This is a genomic window from Binatus sp. (SeqCode) (assembly GCF_036522015.1).
In the GTDB taxonomy this organism is placed as follows: Bacteria; Desulfobacterota; Binatia; order Binatales; family Binataceae; genus Binatus.
This window is the reverse complement of record NZ_DATDGQ010000140.1, coordinates 1-14,881: the sequence shown is the minus strand read 5'-3', so window position 1 is coordinate 14,881 and position 14,881 is coordinate 1. Positions and strand designations below refer to the sequence as shown.

The following is a 14,881-nucleotide window of genomic DNA, read 5'->3' as shown; positions in this document are numbered from 1 at the left end:
GCACGCGACTATCAAGAGTACGACCGCAAGTTGTATTTTTGCCGGCATCGCAGCCTAAAACGTCACCACGCTTCGAATCGACTTGCCTTCGTGCATCAGGTGGAAGGCGTCGTTGATCTTGCCGAGCGGCATCACGTGCGTGATCAGATCGTCGATATTGATCCTGCCTTCCATGTACCAATCGACGATTTTCGGCACATCGCGGCGGCCGCGCGCGCCGCCGAACGCCGTGCCCTTCCACGTGCGTCCGGTCACGAGCTGAAACGGCCGCGTCGAAATCTCCTGCCCCGCGCCCGCGACGCCAATGATCACGCTGGTGCCCCATCCGCGCTGACAGCACTCGAGCGCCTGGCGCATCAGCTTGACGTTGCCGACGCATTCGAACGAAAAATCCGCGCCGCCGCGCGTCAGGTTCACGATATGCGGGACGAGCTCGCCCTCGACCTCCGCGGGATTCACGAAATGAGTCATGCCGAATTTCTCGGCGATCGCTTTGCGCCCGGGATTCATATCCACGCCGATGATCATCGACGCGCCCGCAATCCTTGCCCCCTGCACCACGTTGAGACCAATGCCCCCGAGTCCGAACACGACCACCCGGTCGCCGGCTTGTACCTTCGCGGTGTTCAGAACGGCGCCGATTCCAGTCGTGACGCCGCATCCGACGTAGCAAATCTTTTCGAACGGCGCGTCGTCGCGGACTTTCGCCAGCGCGACCTCGGGCACCACGGTAAAATTCGCGAAGGTCGACGTTCCCATATAGTGACGCAGCGGTTTTCCGTCGCGCGCGAATCTGCTGGTGCCGTCGGGCATCACGCCGCGGCCCTGCGTCTCGCGAATCGCAGTGCACAGATTGGTTTTTCCAGAGAGGCAAGCTGGGCAACTCCTGCACTCTGGAATGTAGAGCGGGATGACGTGGTCGCCGCGTTGCAGCGTGGTCACGCCGGACCCGGTTTCGACCACGACGCCCGCGCCCTCGTGTCCGAGGATCGCCGGGAAGAGCCCCTCGGGATCGGCGCCGGACAGAGTGTACGCGTCGGTGTGGCAGACCCCGGTGGCCTTGATTTCGACCAGCACTTCGCCGGCCTTGGGCCCTTCGAGGTCGACGCTTGCGACTTCGAGCGGTTCGCCGGCCTTGTTCGCGATTGCGGCTTTTACTTTCACGATTCCAGCGCGATGCCCGAATATAATACGCCGCCGCCTCGCCCGGCGAACCCCTCGCACCGCCCCGCTTGATGGCAATCGCAAATGGTGCCAAACCTCGTCACACCGTCAAGTAATCGACTCAATGAGGAAGCGGAATGGCCGACAAAGATCTGTCCCCCGACCAGGTGATCGCATCGCTGCTCGAAGGCAAGTCGCGACGCGAGATGATGGTAATTCTCGCGCGGCTGGAGCACGGCGGCGCCGGAATCTACCAGTCGTTTGCAGCGAGCGAACGCAACGAGAAGGCGCGCGCCGCTTTGCTCGCGGGGGCAGCGCGCGAGGAGCAGAACTCCGCGCTGCTCAGGACGATGACCGCCGTCAAGGACAAGTGCGAGAAATGCGGCAAGGCGCTGGTGCCTCCTGCCCCGGCCCAGTGTTGTTCATTTCAATGCACCTTCTGTTCCGACTGTGCGGATGAAATGAAGCACGTCTGTCCAAACTGTTCGGGAGAGCTCACGGCGCGTAGCATCTGAGACTGAGGAACTTTCAATGCAGATAATCGGCACGGTCAAGGAAATCTGGCGCTACCCGGTAAAGTCGATGGCCGGCGAACGCATGCAGCGCGCGAACGTAAGCGCGCGTGGAATTTACGGCGATCGCGGATGGGCGATTCGCGATGAAAAGGCCGGCGAAATCCGCAACGCCCGCAAACTCCCCGCGCTGCTCCATTGCACCGCGGTGTATCTGCGCGAGCCAAACGCCGACGATGCGCCGCCGGCGCAAATCACTCTTCCCGACGGCACCACGTTTCGCTCCGATTCCGCCGAGGCCAACGCCCGCCTGTCCGATTTGCTCGGACGAACCGTCTCGATCTGGCCGATCCAGCCGGCATCCGAGCGCGACTTCCTCAAGCGCGGGGCGCCCGACAATCCCGACATGATAGCCGAGTTGCGCCAGGTCTTCGGCCGGCTCGAAAGTGAACCGCTGCCAGACCTCTCGACGCTGCCGCCGCAGATTCTCCAATTCACGTCGCCGTTCGGGACTTTCTTCGACGCGTTTCCGTTCAACGTTCTGACCACTGCGTCGCTGGGCGCGCTTGCCAGCCGCAATCCTGCCGCAGATTTCGACTCACGCCGCTTTCGTCCCAACGTGCTGGTCGAGACCAACCGCGGAATCGAAGGATTGGTCGAAGCAGAATGGTCCGGGCGGACGCTCCGAATTGGCGCGACGCGAATCAAGATCGAGATGCCCACGGTGCGATGCATTATACCGACGCTCGACCAGCCCGGGGTGAAGAAGGATCCATCGGTGCTGCGAACTATCGTACGCGACGCGGCGCAGAACCTGGGCGCATATGCGACAGTCTCTGCCGGAGGAACAATCGCGCTCGGCGACCAGGTCGCGCTCGAATAGCAGCCGAAACGGCACAGGAGGACAGGGTGGGGGAAGCGCGGGGTGGTACCTCGCAACGCCGGCTGGCGATTGCGGGCATGGCGGGCAATATCCTCGAGTGGTACGACTTTTCGATCTACGGTTTCTTCGCGTACGCGATCGGCGAGAACTTTTTCCCCTCGCATAGCAAGTCCACTTCGCTCATAGACGCCTTCGGCGTGTTTGCGGCAGGCTTCCTGATGCGGCCGGTGGGCGCGTTGTTGTTCGGCCAGATCGGCGACCGATGGGGGCGCAAACAGGCACTGACGATCTCGGTCGTCGCGATGGCGGTGCCGACCGTGCTCATCGGGTTGCTCCCCACGCACGCACAAATCGGCGTGATGGCGCCGATTCTGCTGGTCGTGCTGCGTTTGATCCAGGGACTTTCGGTTGGCGGCGAGTACACAACTTCGGTCGTCTTCATGGTCGAGGGCTCGGCCAGCAATCGGCGCGGATTGCTCGGCGCGTTTGGCGCGGCGGCGGCGTTTGCGGGCGTGATGCTGGGATCGGCTGTCGGAGCCATAGTCGCGGCTATGATGGCGCCGGAAGCGCTCGCCTCATGGGGATGGCGGATACCGTTTCTGGCCGGCGTTACGATTGGGATTGCGGGTTACTACATTCGGCGCGAGCTGCAGAGTGCCGACGACGTGCCGCGCATCGCGCCGCCGCCGATCGGCGAAGTGCTGCGCACGCAATGGCGCCGCGTCTTGCAAATCGCGGGCTTCAAGGTGCTCGAATCGGTCGGCTTCTACCTGATGTTCGTTTACTCGGCGACCTATCTGACTGAGATCGTTGGCATCGCCAAGAGCCGGGCGCTCGCGATCAACACTATCGGGATGGCAGCGGCTGTGGTGATGCTGCCGGTGGCAGGCGCGCTGTCGGATCGATTCGGGCGCAAGCCGATGCTCTTGCTGTCGGCGGGCGCGATCATCACTTTCGCGTGGCCGCTATTCAACCTGCTCTGGCATCCAGTTTTTCACGTTCCACTACTAGGACAGTTAGGTTTTGCACTGCTGATAGCTACTTTCGACGGCGTCGCGCCGGTAACTGCAGCCGAAGCATTCCCCGCCAACGTGCGATGCACCGGTGTAGGACTCAGCCACAACCTATGCATGGCACTGCTGGGAGGGACCGCACCGATGGTCGCGACCTATCTTATCGATAAGACCGACAATGAGATGGTGCCACCGCTATATCTTATAGCCGCAGCAATCATATCGGCGATCTTCGTGCTGAGTCTTAAAGAAACCGCGCACGAACCTCTGTCGGAATGAGTGCCAGGCAGTTGTCGTGCCTACGGGTTACCTCTATTGGAGAAAGTCGCTGTCGTCCCGTCGAACTTGGTGAGATGAATGGTGAACGGCTCGTTGTAGGTCCGGGCCCTATCCTTGAGGAAACTGAGCGCAACTGCCTCTCCCAGCAACAAGGAGGTGTCCGTGTCGCTGCGCCAGTGGATGCCGGCATGGATCCCGTGACCGAAACTGACGTTGTGTCCGAGCTTGTTGAGTTCACCATTCACGGTCAAGACATCCGGGCCTGGGTAGTCCAATAGCGAAAGTCCATCGTCCGAAGGCACCTTCGGATTTGGAATCACGAAGCTGCCGTCGAAGAAGAACTTCAGCACGGTGATGCAAGCGCCGCCGACTACACCGTGTCCCGTCGGATAGGACGGATGCGTCGGCGAGCCCTCAGGAAACGCCTGCGAAAGCAGCCACGTCCCATACTTGGTGAAACTCTGCTGAAGTCCGATCGAGCTCAGGATCACATTACTCAGAGTGACATCGGTCTTGTTGCTTTGCCCAGTCATGATCAGGTGGACGATGCCTCCAATGGCCTCTGGCCGAGGACGGAGGTGCACAAACCATTTCTGATACCAGACGGCATTCAGAGCCTTGGTCGCCACTTCGGTTAGGGTTCCCGCGAAATCGGGCGCACCGAAGGTGCCGAAGCCGTTTTCCGTCTTCGAGCCGATATAGGGGTTGCCGGGATTTAACGGCGTGCCAATTGTGCCGAGCACGAGGAGCGCGGTGAAGTAGGCCTGGTAAAGCAGGTCCACGTGGGTAAACGCCGAGAGATCTCGACCGTTACGCATATACCGAAGCTGCGAGTCGATCTGATTTTTAAGGCCGGTCACATTACCATCCTGCGCCGTGAGCCAGTCGCCGAAGCTGTACATGTAATCGATGTCCGGCTGATAGCACGTCATCTGCTGACTCATCGGTTGAGCGCCTAGCGCCGTCGGCTTAATAAAAAACTGGGAAATGTACGGTCCCAGCGCCTCGCCGGGGAAAGCGCCCCGGAACAACAAGTTCGGTGTCACTTTGCCGCCGCTTCTCGGCCCGAAATAGGCAGGTTGTGATCCCAATTCCGCTGCTGCTGCGACGGCCAGCGCGCTCGAGCTATAGTCGGTGAAGGCAACGTCACGAAGCAGCGAAGCCCAATAGTGTTCGAGCAGCTCGGTCGCGTTTTGATCGCTTGCCGTCCTGGGCGCGGGAGGCACCTGAGGCTGGCCGAACTGCACGTTGTCGAGCGCTGCCAGGTCGAAGGCCAGGCCGCCTTGTGGGCCGTTGAGCGTGCGTGTGCCACCCACGACGATCTTTTGGAAATCCGAAAACCCGCCGCTATTCAACGCGTCCGTGAAGGATGCGAAGGCTTGAAGATCGACCCGCCCAAAGTCGTCGTGCGGAAGACCCTTGGTGTAGGTGCCACCCTGGTCGGCATAGCGTGCCGGGTCGCCGTTGTTGACGTTAACCGCGGGCCCGACGAGTGCGTCGTGAGTCGCTTCGCCGACCCGGAGAGAGAAAGCCTGGACCAACCTGTCGTGGGTAACACTTGCCGGCAGTCCATTGCCGGAACGGCCGGCGCCGAAGTCGGACTGCGTCGGTAAATCAGGGGTTTCACGCGCGCTGGCCGACGATGCGGCGACGAGCGGCGCGAGGACTCCCGTCGATGCAGCAGCGGTCGCCGCGCCGAGTCCCGCGATGAAGCGCCGGCGTCCCGGCGACTTCGGCGCTCCGCTCGATTTTACAGTTGTGTCGGTGAGGTCTGCGTTCGCGCCAGACTGGTGCTTTCCGGAAAAATGTTTAGTCAAAATAATCCCCCATGGCCGTGATGTAGAAATACCGCAGGCTCATATTGGACGCAGCTTTTAGCAATTCGTGTAGCAGGATGCTACAGCGCGGGCGTGAAAATTTACCGCAAACTCTGGTTCAGGAAGATCGTTGCGAGCATGTGGACGAAAGGCCTGCGAGCAGTGTCGAAACCAGCCACTCGAAGCTTTTGTCCACGTCGAGCGGAATCCCGAATCCGCCAGCGATTTCGATCGCCGCAAAGCCATGCACGGTGCTGCGAAGAGCGCGGATTGCGTGCAGGCCTTCCCGGCGATCCAGCCCGTAGCCGCTGACCACGGATAGTATCGTCTCGACGATATGGGCGGCGGCCGCTTCGAGCGCTGGATCGTTTTTGGGCGCGGCAACCATCGTGGCCGCGTAAGTTCCAGGATGACGCTTGACGAAGGCGCGATACGCGGCGGCCAGACCACGGACGGCGTCGTCGCGTGACTTGCCGATCGTCGCGTGGCTCAAGGCCGTATTGAGATCGTGCAGCGCGACCAGTTTGAGTTCGCGTCGTAAGCCCTCGAGACCGCCGACGTGGTTGTAAAGCGACGGCGAACGGATGCGCAGTTTTTTCGCGACCCGGGCAAGCGTCAGCGCGTCCCATCCGTGCTCGTCCGCGATCTTCACGGCGGCGCGGATGACCGCGTCTTTGTCAATTCCGACGCGCTTCGCCATCCTGAGCCTCCTTCATGAAATCGACCACAGCATTCGCGACGACGTCGGGATACTCGACGTGCGGATAATGTCCCGCGCCCTGCACCATCAATTTTTCTCCATGTAGATGAGTCGCAACCCAATCGGCTTCGGCGGCGGGATCGTCGAAATCAGAGTCGCGCGTACCCATCACGACCAGCACCGGCGCATGCACTTGAGGAATGCGCGCTTCGCACGGTCCCTGCGACGCGAAAATCATCGCCTTGGTGGCTTCGATGCGGCCGGGTTGCTTGAGATTGGCGACCAGCGCGGCGCGATATGAATCGAGGTCGGCCGGCGGCGCGGTCTTGTACAGCGAGCCATAGTACATCGACCAGAACGACGGCCCCCACGGACGCATCATCGCGACTTTTAGAAACGCCAGCAGTAATGATGAGGTCGGCATTTCGCGGGTGAACGGATCGATCAGCACGATACCGGCGACGCGGTCGGGAATCTCGGCTGCAGCCCAAACCGCCGAGCCCCCGGCCATCGAGTTGCCGACGACGAAGGCCTTGCCGGCGCCCAGATGACGAATCATCGCGACGATATCGGCGCCGACAATCGCGGGCGAATAGGCGGGCCAATCTGCGCTCGAATCACCGTGCCCCGGAAGGTCCATCGTGACGACGCGGAAGCCGGCAGCGACGAGTCGAGGCGCGAGAAATCGATATTGCTGCCGAACGTCGCCGAGGCCAGGGACGCAGATGACTAGCGGCCCGGTGCCGCCGGTGTCGTCATAGGCAATCCGTCCGCCCGGCAGATTCAGGAATTGAGTTGACCGGGCAGCGCCTCGGGGCGCTTGATCGGCGCACGCCGGGAGTGCCACGACGACGGTCAGGGCTGCTGCCGCGAGAATGAGATTAATTGTGTTACTAATCGTCATAGACGTTTAACTAATATAATTAGTCTCGCGGCGCAAGAGCCGAAAGAGGGCTGCGAGTGCTGAGTTTGACGCCCTGACGATCAACCCTGATACACTGGTGGCCAGGAAGGAGAACCATCATGCGCGCAGCAATAATGCGGGACAAAAGGCTCGTCGTCGATAACATTCCCACACCGGCTCCTGGAGCGGGCGAGGTGCTCGTCAAAACACTCGCGTGCGGAATTTGCGGGTCCGATCTGCACGCGCTCAAGCATGCGGAGAAGATGGTTGAGGGGTCGCGCAAGGCTGGCGCGCCGTTTGTGATGGATCTCAAGCGCGACATCGTCATGGGCCACGAGTTCTGCGCCGAAGTGGTCGACTACGGACCGCAGACGCAGAAGCGATTGAAGGTGGGGACGCGCGTATGCGCGATGCCGGTGCTCATCAGCGCTCGCGGCGTCGAGGCCGTCGGCTACTCGAACGAAAATCCCGGCGGCTACGGCGAGCTGATGCGGTTGACCGAGATGCTGCTGCTCGAAGTACCCAACGGACTATCCACCGAGCGCGCCGCCCTGACGGAACCCATGGCAGTCGGTTATCACGCAGTACAAAAGGCGCGGCTCGGCAAAGATGACGCGCCTCTCGTAATCGGATGCGGGCCGGTGGGCCTGGCGGTGATCGCAGCACTCAAGCTCAACGGAGTGCATCCGATCGTAGCGGCCGATTTTTCACCAAGGCGGCGCGACCTCGCACTGCAGATGGGCGCGGATTTCGTCGTCGATCCAAAAGAAAAATCACCCTACGCAAGCTGGCGCGAGATGGCGGTGTACAGCGATCCGTCGAAGGCGCCGATGCTGCCGCCGTGGATACCCGGACCCGCAGTCAGGCCCGCGGTGATTTTCGAATGCGTTGGAGTGCCGGGCGTGATCGAAGGGATCATGTCGGCGGCGCCCGGCCAAGCGCGGATCGTGGTGGTGGGAGTGTGCATGGAGCGCGACCAGATCGAGCCGCTGACGGGCATCAGCAAGGAGCTGAATATTCAGTTCGTGCTTGGCTACGCGCCCGAAGAGTTCGCGGCGACGTTGAGCCATCTTGCGGAGGGGCAAGTCAACGCCGACCCGCTCATAACCGGCAAGGTTGGAGTGGAAGGAGTCGCGAAGGCTTTCGAGGACCTCGCGTCACCGGAAACGCATGCGAAGATCCTCGTGGAGCCGTGGCATAGCTGAGCCAGTGAGTTCCACATCCTTCAATGAAATAGTCTGTGCGAGGCGAGATCGGCGCCGGCGCGCATCGCGCGCAACTTAGCCCACACTATTTCCTCTGCAACTTCACCAAGCCCGGCCGAAGTCTCGAAACCGCAGTCGGTCCCAGCCATCACGCGGCGCGGATCGCCAATCGCATTGGCAGCGCGTTCGAGCCGGTCGGCGACAACCTCGTGATGTTCCACATAGTTGGTCTTGGTATCGATGACGCCGGTCACCAGGCTCATATGATCGGGCGGCGGGAATTCCTTGAAGCACCGATACTCGTGCTGATGCCGCGGGTTGGCGGCTTCCAGCACCAGCGCACCGACGTTGGCTTGGTAGGGCAGCGGCAGAATCTGCGCGAGCGGTACATCGAGATCGTGCGGCGCCTCGTAGTTGCCCCAGCATACGTGCATTCGGACGCGATCAGGCGCGATTCCGTGCAACGCGCGATTCATGGCGGCGATATTCAGCTCGACGTAATCGAGGAACTCAGTCAGCGGACGGTCCGCATATGACGTGTGGCGTTCCATCGCGAGGTCCGGGCAATCGACCTGCAGAAGGAATCCGTGCGATACTATGTACTCATACTCAGTATGCAATGCCTTAGCTACTGCGATTACATACTTCTCATAGTTTTCGTAATACTCATTGAGCATTGCCGACGCGATGATTCCCGGCGAAGGCGCAGTCATGAACGGTTCGGCGAATTTGGTCTGCTGGTCGTCCAGGATGCGCAGGGTATCGGCGCATTCGAGATCGACGGCGGCGCGGTCGCGGTACTGGACTTCGCCGATTGCCTTCGGCGCGTGCAGCAGATCGACCATCGAGCGCTGAAACATCGGCGCCATCAGCTTGCGAAAGCTCGGGTAACGAACGATATCGCGCATGATGGGGCGCTCGCTTCGTCCACCAAACCCGGTCATTCGGTGCTGCACGTAGGTGAAGAAGCTTTCGCGCGATTGCTCGCCGTTGTTGCCGACGCCGACTCCCGCCTCGAGTTGTTTATGCACGACGTAACGGGTGGATTCCTCGATCTCGCGGAGCATCGCGGCTCGATCCACGGCTTCGCCGCGGCTGCTCTTCACGAGCATCGCGGTCAGACTCTCCCGACGCGGCAGGCTGCCGGCGTGCGTGGTCAGAATGCGGTTCTCGGTGCGAAGCATCGTAGTACCTCCCGGCTCGTTCACTGGTTCGCGACGCAACATATTGGTAGATCACAAACGACGGCGCCACAATCGCGTCGAAGCGGGAGACAGTCAGATGCCATTACTCGCAGGCAAGGGAGCACTGATAACCGGTGCAGCGTCGGGAATCGGCAGAGCCGCAGCGCTGGTCTTTGCGCGCGAAGGTGCGCGCGTGATCGTCGCCGATATGGCCGAAGAGGGCGGGGAACAGACCGTCCGCACGATTCGCGCGACCGGCGGTGACGCGCGGTTCGTGCGCTGCGATGTATCGAACGCCGGAGACGTCGATGCGCTGGTCGCAGCGGCAGTTAGAGAATTCGGGCGACTCGACTGCGCGTTCAACAACGCCGGCATCGCCGGCACTCAACGCAAAACCGCGGACTACGATGAAGATGAGTTTGATAAAATCATCGCCGTCGATCTCAAGGGCGTGTGGTTATGCATGCGCGCCGAAATCCGTCAATTCATCGCACAGAAGGGCCCCGGTGCGATCGTTAACACTGCATCGGCCGCCGGACTGGTCGCGTCACATTCGATGCCCGCATACACGGCGGCGAAACACGGCGTCGTCGGCCTCACCAAATGCGCGGCGCTCGAATACGCGCGCTCGGGAATCAGAATCAACGACGTTTGCCCCGGCGTCGTCGATACTCCGCTGGTCGAAGGGATGGTCGCCGGACGGCCCAAGCTCGCGGCTCGACTCGACGAAGTGGAACCGATCGGCCGCAAGGCGCGCCCCGAAGAAATCGCCGAAGCCGTCGTATGGCTATGCTCAGATGCCGCCTCATTCGTCACGGGATGCTCAATGTCGGTGGACGGCGGACTAACCGCGCAATAGGTAGTAGGTACTCAAGTAACTACAGTGTTCGACCCCTTCATCGAAGCCTGGCAACTGCGCGACTTGGTAATGAAGGGTGAGCTGCGGCCGCGCGAAGTCGCGGAGTTTTACCTGACGCGAATCGAGCGGCTCAATCCGGAACTGGGAGCCTACATGACGGTCACCGCGGACCGCGCGCTCGCCGACGCCGCGCGCCTGGAGGCGTCGCGCGCAGACGCGGCGGCGATGGGGTTGTACGGAATCGCGTACTCACTAAAGGATCTCACGCCGACCGCGGGAATCCGCACCACGCTCGGATCGCGCAACTACGCGGATTCGTTTCCGGCGCAGGATGCAGTGATCGCGCAACGACTGCAGAAGGCCGGCGGGATACTGCTCGGCAAAACCGCCACGCCGGAGTTCGGGGGACGCCCCACGACTGAAGGCGGCCTGTGCCCGACTGCGCGCAACCCGTGGAATCGCGACTACAACGCCGGTGGATCGAGCGGCGGCGCTGCCGCGGCTGTCGCTGCGGGCCTCGGGCCGTTAGCTGAGGGCAGCGACGGAGGAGGATCGATCCGCGGTCCCGCCTCGAACTGCGGCGTGGTGGGTCTGAAACCGTCGCGCGGACGAATAACCTATGCCCCGCATAGGGGAGAAGCATGGGGAGGGTACGCGACGCGCGGCCCGATCGCGAGATCGGTGCGCGGCGTTGCGATGATGCTCGACGCGATTGCGGGTCCGGCAATAGGCGATCCGTACTATGCGCCCCCGCCCTCGCGTCCGTTCGAAGAAGCCGTGCGAGTCGCGCCCAAGAATCTGCGGCTCGGGTCAATCGCAACTTCGAAACTAGGCGAAGTCGATACCGAAGTCGCGGCCGCGTTCGAGTCGGCATGCGCTACGATGCGCGAATTGGGTCATCGCGTCGAAGAAATCAGTCTTGATCCCGGCGCGATGCTGGTCGAGTGCACGCGAATCCTGATTTGCGTGGGGATCGCGGCGATACCGGTCACGAATACGGATTGGATCGATCCGGTGGTGCGCGAAATGTACGAAGTCGGACGCAAGGTGAGCGGCGCCGACTACGTTAACCTGGTCGCGACGATGCACAACATCGCGCGCGCGATAGTCGAGCTGCTCGATCCTTACGATGCCTTGCTAACGCCTACAATGACGCGGCCTGCTGTGAGAAATAACAGCTTTCCATCGACGCCAGCTTGCTATCTCGATGAGCTATGGACTTGGATAGCATTTGAGTATCCGTTCAACGCGACTGGGCAACCCGCAGTTACTATTCCCGCAGGATTCAGCAGCGCGGGACTGCCTATTGGGTGTCAGATTGTTGGACGACCAAATGGAGAGTTCGATCTGCTCGCACTGGCGGCAGCATTCGAAGCTGCCCGCCCCTGGTTGCATCTGCGACCGCCGTTACTGGAAGACTGAGTCGTGCGTGGAAATCATTCTAAGTATTCGCAAGGAGTATCAAAATGCCTACGTTCAAGCGCGACGATATATCGATATACTATGAAGAATACGGAACTGGCTATCCGATTCTACTATTTGCACCCGGCGGGATGCGCTCGAGTATCCAGTTCTGGGCCAACAGCCCGTTCGACCCGACTAAGGAACTCGCGGCCAACTTCCGCGTGATCGCGATGGACCAGCGTAACGCCGGGAAGTCGTCCGCGCCGATTAGCGCCTCAGATGGTTGGGATACTTATACAGGCGATCACATCGCACTGCTCGATCATCTGGGGATCAAGCAGTGCCATTTGATGGGCGGATGTATCGGAGGTTCTTACGGCCTCGGAATGATCAAAGCCGCCCCGCGGCGAGTCAGCGCTGCGGTTCTGCAAAATCCAATCGGGCTCAGTCCAAAAAATCGCGAAATGTTCTTCGCGATGTTCGACGGTTGGGCGCAGTCGTTGAAGGCAGACCGTCCAAAGCTTGACGACGCTTCGCTGCGACAGTTCCGCGACCGGATGTACGGTACCGATTTCGTGTTCAACGTCTCGCGCGAATTCGTGCGCTCGTGCAAAACGCCGATGCTGATTCTCTGCGGCAACGACGACTATCATCCGAAGGAAACCTCGAAGGAAATCGCCGCGCTCGCACCGAACGCCGAACTTGTCGAGCACTGGAAGGCGTCCGACGTGATTGGCGCGACGGTTAAGCGCGTGCGCGAATTCCTGATATCGCACACGCCAAAGAGTTAACCGGCGAGCTCTATCTTCAGCCGATCGGCGAGTCCGGAAAATCGCTCGGCGCGAGTGGCGATCGCCTGCTTGAGCGTCGATTCGTGACCGACGATGACGACCGACATTCTGCTGCGGCTGACTGCCGTGTAGATCGACTCCCGCGTCAGCACCGCGATCGGCTTTTCGGGTAACACGATCGCGATCGAGTCGAACTCGGAGCCCTGCGCCTTGTGCACTGTCATCGCGTAGCTGAGCTCGATGAATTCGCGCAATGCTTCAAGTCGGAACGCGACGAAGTTGTCGCCGCGCGGGAATACCGCCATCCTGACTTGCGAGCCGTTGCTACGCCGGATCCACAGCAGGATTCCATTGTCGCCGTTGAAGAGTCCGCGTTCGTAGTCGTTGCGCAGTACGATCAGTGGTTCGCCGACCACGAATGGAATGAGTTCGGCCGCGAGGTCGGCCGATTCAGCAGCGCGCGAATGAAGGCGCGCGTTGATCCGCTCGGCGCCGGTCTCGAAGACCCGGGTCACGCACAAGATTCGCGATTTTGCGGCATGCGCAAACAGCCGGCGCAATCGCACGCAGTCGGCGTCATCGAAACCTCCGTCGCGCTCGATGTACTGATGCCTGATTGACTCCGCAATATCAGTCCCCCCTTGCACTCGATCGGCATACCAACGATCCAGGAACAGGCCGATCTCTCGCGGAGCAGCCGCAAGAAATTCCGCGCCGGCCAACGCCAGCTCCTTCGGTGATGAGCGCCGCATAACAATCGGAGCATTCGCGTCGTCAATCGAGCTCAGGAGACTGGTGTCGCCTTCATTAATCGACCGGGCAGCCAGCAAAATCGATCTACCCGCCGCATCGTCGCTCTTCATGCGATGATTCTGCTCGAGCCGCATCGAAGCCGCGGCAAGCGGATTGGGCCCCTCATCGGCAGACGAGACCAGCGCGCGGAAAACAGAACCCGCCGCGACCGACGGCAATTGGTTCGCATCACCGAGCAGGATCAACCGCGCTCCTGGCTGAATCGCGTTCGTCAGCCGTTCCATCAAAGTGACATCGAGCATCGATCCCTCATCGACGATAACCACCTTTTCCGAAAGTGGGTTGTTGCGATGATGCCGGAAGCGGCCCGAATCGGGTGAGTAACCGAGCAGACGGTGAATCGTCGCGGGCTCGATGTGCGCATCGAGAAGCGCCTGGTCCACCGTGTCGCGTTGGTCAATTCGCATCAGCGATTCGCCGACACACTCGCCCATCCGATATGCGGCTTTTCCTGTTGGGGCTGTGAGTGCAATCTGCGAAGGATCGACGCCAAGGCGCACCATCAGGCGCATGATCGCAACGACGATCGACGTTTTGCCGGTGCCCGGACCGCCCGAAACAACCGTCAGTCCCGCGCGCGCTGAAGCCGTAACAACGCTGCGCTGTTCATCGGAGAGCAGGATCTGCTTGCCCTGCACAATCACGGGACGAGCAATCACATCATGAAGGGCGCGGGCAAGTCGCTCCGCGTTCGGTTGCTCTTCCGGACGAGTACTCAGTAGCGCGGCCAGTCGAATAGCCAGTTCGCGTTCGCAGCAATAGATACTCTGATGCGCTATGTACGGCGCGACATACAGCAAAGGCTTGTATTCATCCTCTCCCTGACCGACCACGGCAGCCGCGCGATTCGATTGAAGAAGATCTCTGATCGCAGCGGTCATCGCATCGATGGCGCCGGCGCCCAAACCGTCGGCGCACAGCGCACTCAGCACGCGACGCATTGGAGCGTCGGAGAGCGGACCAGTTACCGGAAAGCGCGTGCTTCCTTCCTGGAGCGCCACCAGAGACACGAGAATAAGCGCGATGAGCGCCATTCGCTCATCGGCGCCCAGAGCCGGTTCAAGAGCGGCCAGCTCGGCTGCCAGGTGAACGGTCTCAGGAGCCAGATTGAGCCCGGCGACCGAAATTTCGAGCGCGCGCAAGTGAGCTTCGAAAGCGGAACGACCGCCCCCGCGAGCCGACTCAAAGCGTCGCGACGCAGTATCCATTCCGAGTAGCGAGTATCTATCGTTCACGCACGTAGCTCGGAGTCAGTTTCGCGATTCATTAGTTCGGATTCATAAGTGACTATTTCTTTCCACGACGGTCGCGCAAAATACAATCCTGCTTTGCCGCCGCCAGAAGGAGACACAC

The 14,881-nt window shown here is 61.0% G+C and carries 13 protein-coding genes; 7 read left to right on the top strand and 6 right to left on the bottom strand.

Going from position 1 to position 14,881, the window contains the following annotated elements:
* Positions 1-54: 54 nt before the first annotated feature.
* Positions 55-1,164 (bottom strand): S-(hydroxymethyl)glutathione dehydrogenase/class III alcohol dehydrogenase, encoded by a 1,110-nt coding sequence (locus VIW95_RS05810; protein ID WP_331584481.1) that lies wholly within the window; start codon positions 1,162-1,164, stop codon positions 55-57.
* Positions 1,165-1,301: 137 nt separating this feature from the next.
* Between VIW95_RS05810 and VIW95_RS05805 the strand changes: the two genes are divergently transcribed.
* The 3 genes from VIW95_RS05805 to VIW95_RS05795 are packed head-to-tail and all read left to right on the top strand — an operon-like array spanning position 1,302 to position 3,851.
* Positions 1,302-1,679 (top strand): DUF1272 domain-containing protein, encoded by a 378-nt coding sequence (locus VIW95_RS05805; RefSeq protein ID WP_331584480.1) that lies wholly within the window; start codon positions 1,302-1,304, stop codon positions 1,677-1,679.
* 16 nt (positions 1,680-1,695) lie between these two features.
* Positions 1,696-2,559 carry an MOSC domain-containing protein gene (locus VIW95_RS05800; protein ID WP_331584479.1) on the top strand — a complete coding sequence of 288 codons (864 nt, stop codon included), beginning with the start codon at positions 1,696-1,698 and terminating at the stop codon, positions 2,557-2,559.
* A 26-nt stretch (positions 2,560-2,585) separates the two neighbouring features.
* The gene (locus VIW95_RS05795) at positions 2,586-3,851 is read left to right on the top strand and encodes an MFS transporter (RefSeq protein ID WP_331584478.1); all 1,266 of its coding nucleotides are present in this window, start codon (positions 2,586-2,588) and stop codon (positions 3,849-3,851) included.
* Between the two features lie 20 nt (positions 3,852-3,871).
* Here the strand turns inward: VIW95_RS05795 and VIW95_RS05790 are convergent, their stop codons facing one another.
* From VIW95_RS05790 to VIW95_RS05780, 3 genes are all read right to left on the bottom strand, one after another.
* Complete coding sequence (locus tag VIW95_RS05790; protein WP_331584477.1) at positions 3,872-5,668, bottom strand: vanadium-dependent haloperoxidase; 1,797 nt, start codon at positions 5,666-5,668, stop codon at positions 3,872-3,874.
* Positions 5,669-5,786: 118 nt separating this feature from the next.
* Positions 5,787-6,368 (bottom strand): TetR/AcrR family transcriptional regulator, encoded by a 582-nt coding sequence (locus tag VIW95_RS05785; protein ID WP_331584476.1) that lies wholly within the window; start codon positions 6,366-6,368, stop codon positions 5,787-5,789.
* The gene (locus VIW95_RS05780; RefSeq protein ID WP_331584475.1) at positions 6,346-7,272 is read right to left on the bottom strand and encodes an alpha/beta hydrolase; all 927 of its coding nucleotides are present in this window, start codon (positions 7,270-7,272) and stop codon (positions 6,346-6,348) included. The genes VIW95_RS05785 and VIW95_RS05780 overlap by 23 nt, the downstream gene beginning before the upstream one ends.
* A 119-nt stretch (positions 7,273-7,391) precedes the next feature.
* On the opposite strand from VIW95_RS05780, the gene VIW95_RS05775 reads away from it, so the two are divergent.
* Entirely contained in the window at positions 7,392-8,477 is a 1,086-nt protein-coding gene (locus VIW95_RS05775) for a zinc-binding dehydrogenase (RefSeq protein ID WP_331584474.1), read from the top strand.
* 20 nt (positions 8,478-8,497) lie between these two features.
* On the opposite strand, the gene VIW95_RS05770 is transcribed toward VIW95_RS05775, so the two are convergent.
* On the bottom strand, positions 8,498-9,661 hold the full coding sequence (locus VIW95_RS05770; protein ID WP_331584473.1) for a hypothetical protein: 1,164 nt from the start codon (positions 9,659-9,661) through the stop codon (positions 8,498-8,500).
* Between the two features lie 97 nt (positions 9,662-9,758).
* Between VIW95_RS05770 and VIW95_RS05765 the strand changes: the two genes are divergently transcribed.
* From VIW95_RS05765 to VIW95_RS05755, 3 genes are read left to right on the top strand one after another with little or no spacing between them, the layout of a single operon-like run.
* Positions 9,759-10,520: an SDR family oxidoreductase gene (locus VIW95_RS05765; RefSeq protein ID WP_331584472.1), complete on the top strand. Its 762-nt coding sequence runs from the start codon at positions 9,759-9,761 to the stop codon at positions 10,518-10,520.
* Positions 10,521-10,544: 24 nt separating this feature from the next.
* Positions 10,545-11,942, top strand: a complete 1,398-nt coding sequence (locus VIW95_RS05760) for an amidase (RefSeq protein ID WP_331584471.1) — start codon at positions 10,545-10,547, stop codon at positions 11,940-11,942.
* A gap of 44 nt (positions 11,943-11,986) precedes the next feature.
* Positions 11,987-12,715: an alpha/beta hydrolase gene (locus VIW95_RS05755; RefSeq protein ID WP_331584470.1), complete on the top strand. Its 729-nt coding sequence runs from the start codon at positions 11,987-11,989 to the stop codon at positions 12,713-12,715.
* Here the strand turns inward: VIW95_RS05755 and recD are convergent.
* On the bottom strand, positions 12,712-14,763 hold the full coding sequence (recD, locus tag VIW95_RS05750; protein ID WP_331584469.1) for an exodeoxyribonuclease V subunit alpha: 2,052 nt from the start codon (positions 14,761-14,763) through the stop codon (positions 12,712-12,714). The genes VIW95_RS05755 and recD overlap by 4 nt on opposite strands.
* Between the last annotated feature and the right edge of the window lie 118 nt (positions 14,764-14,881).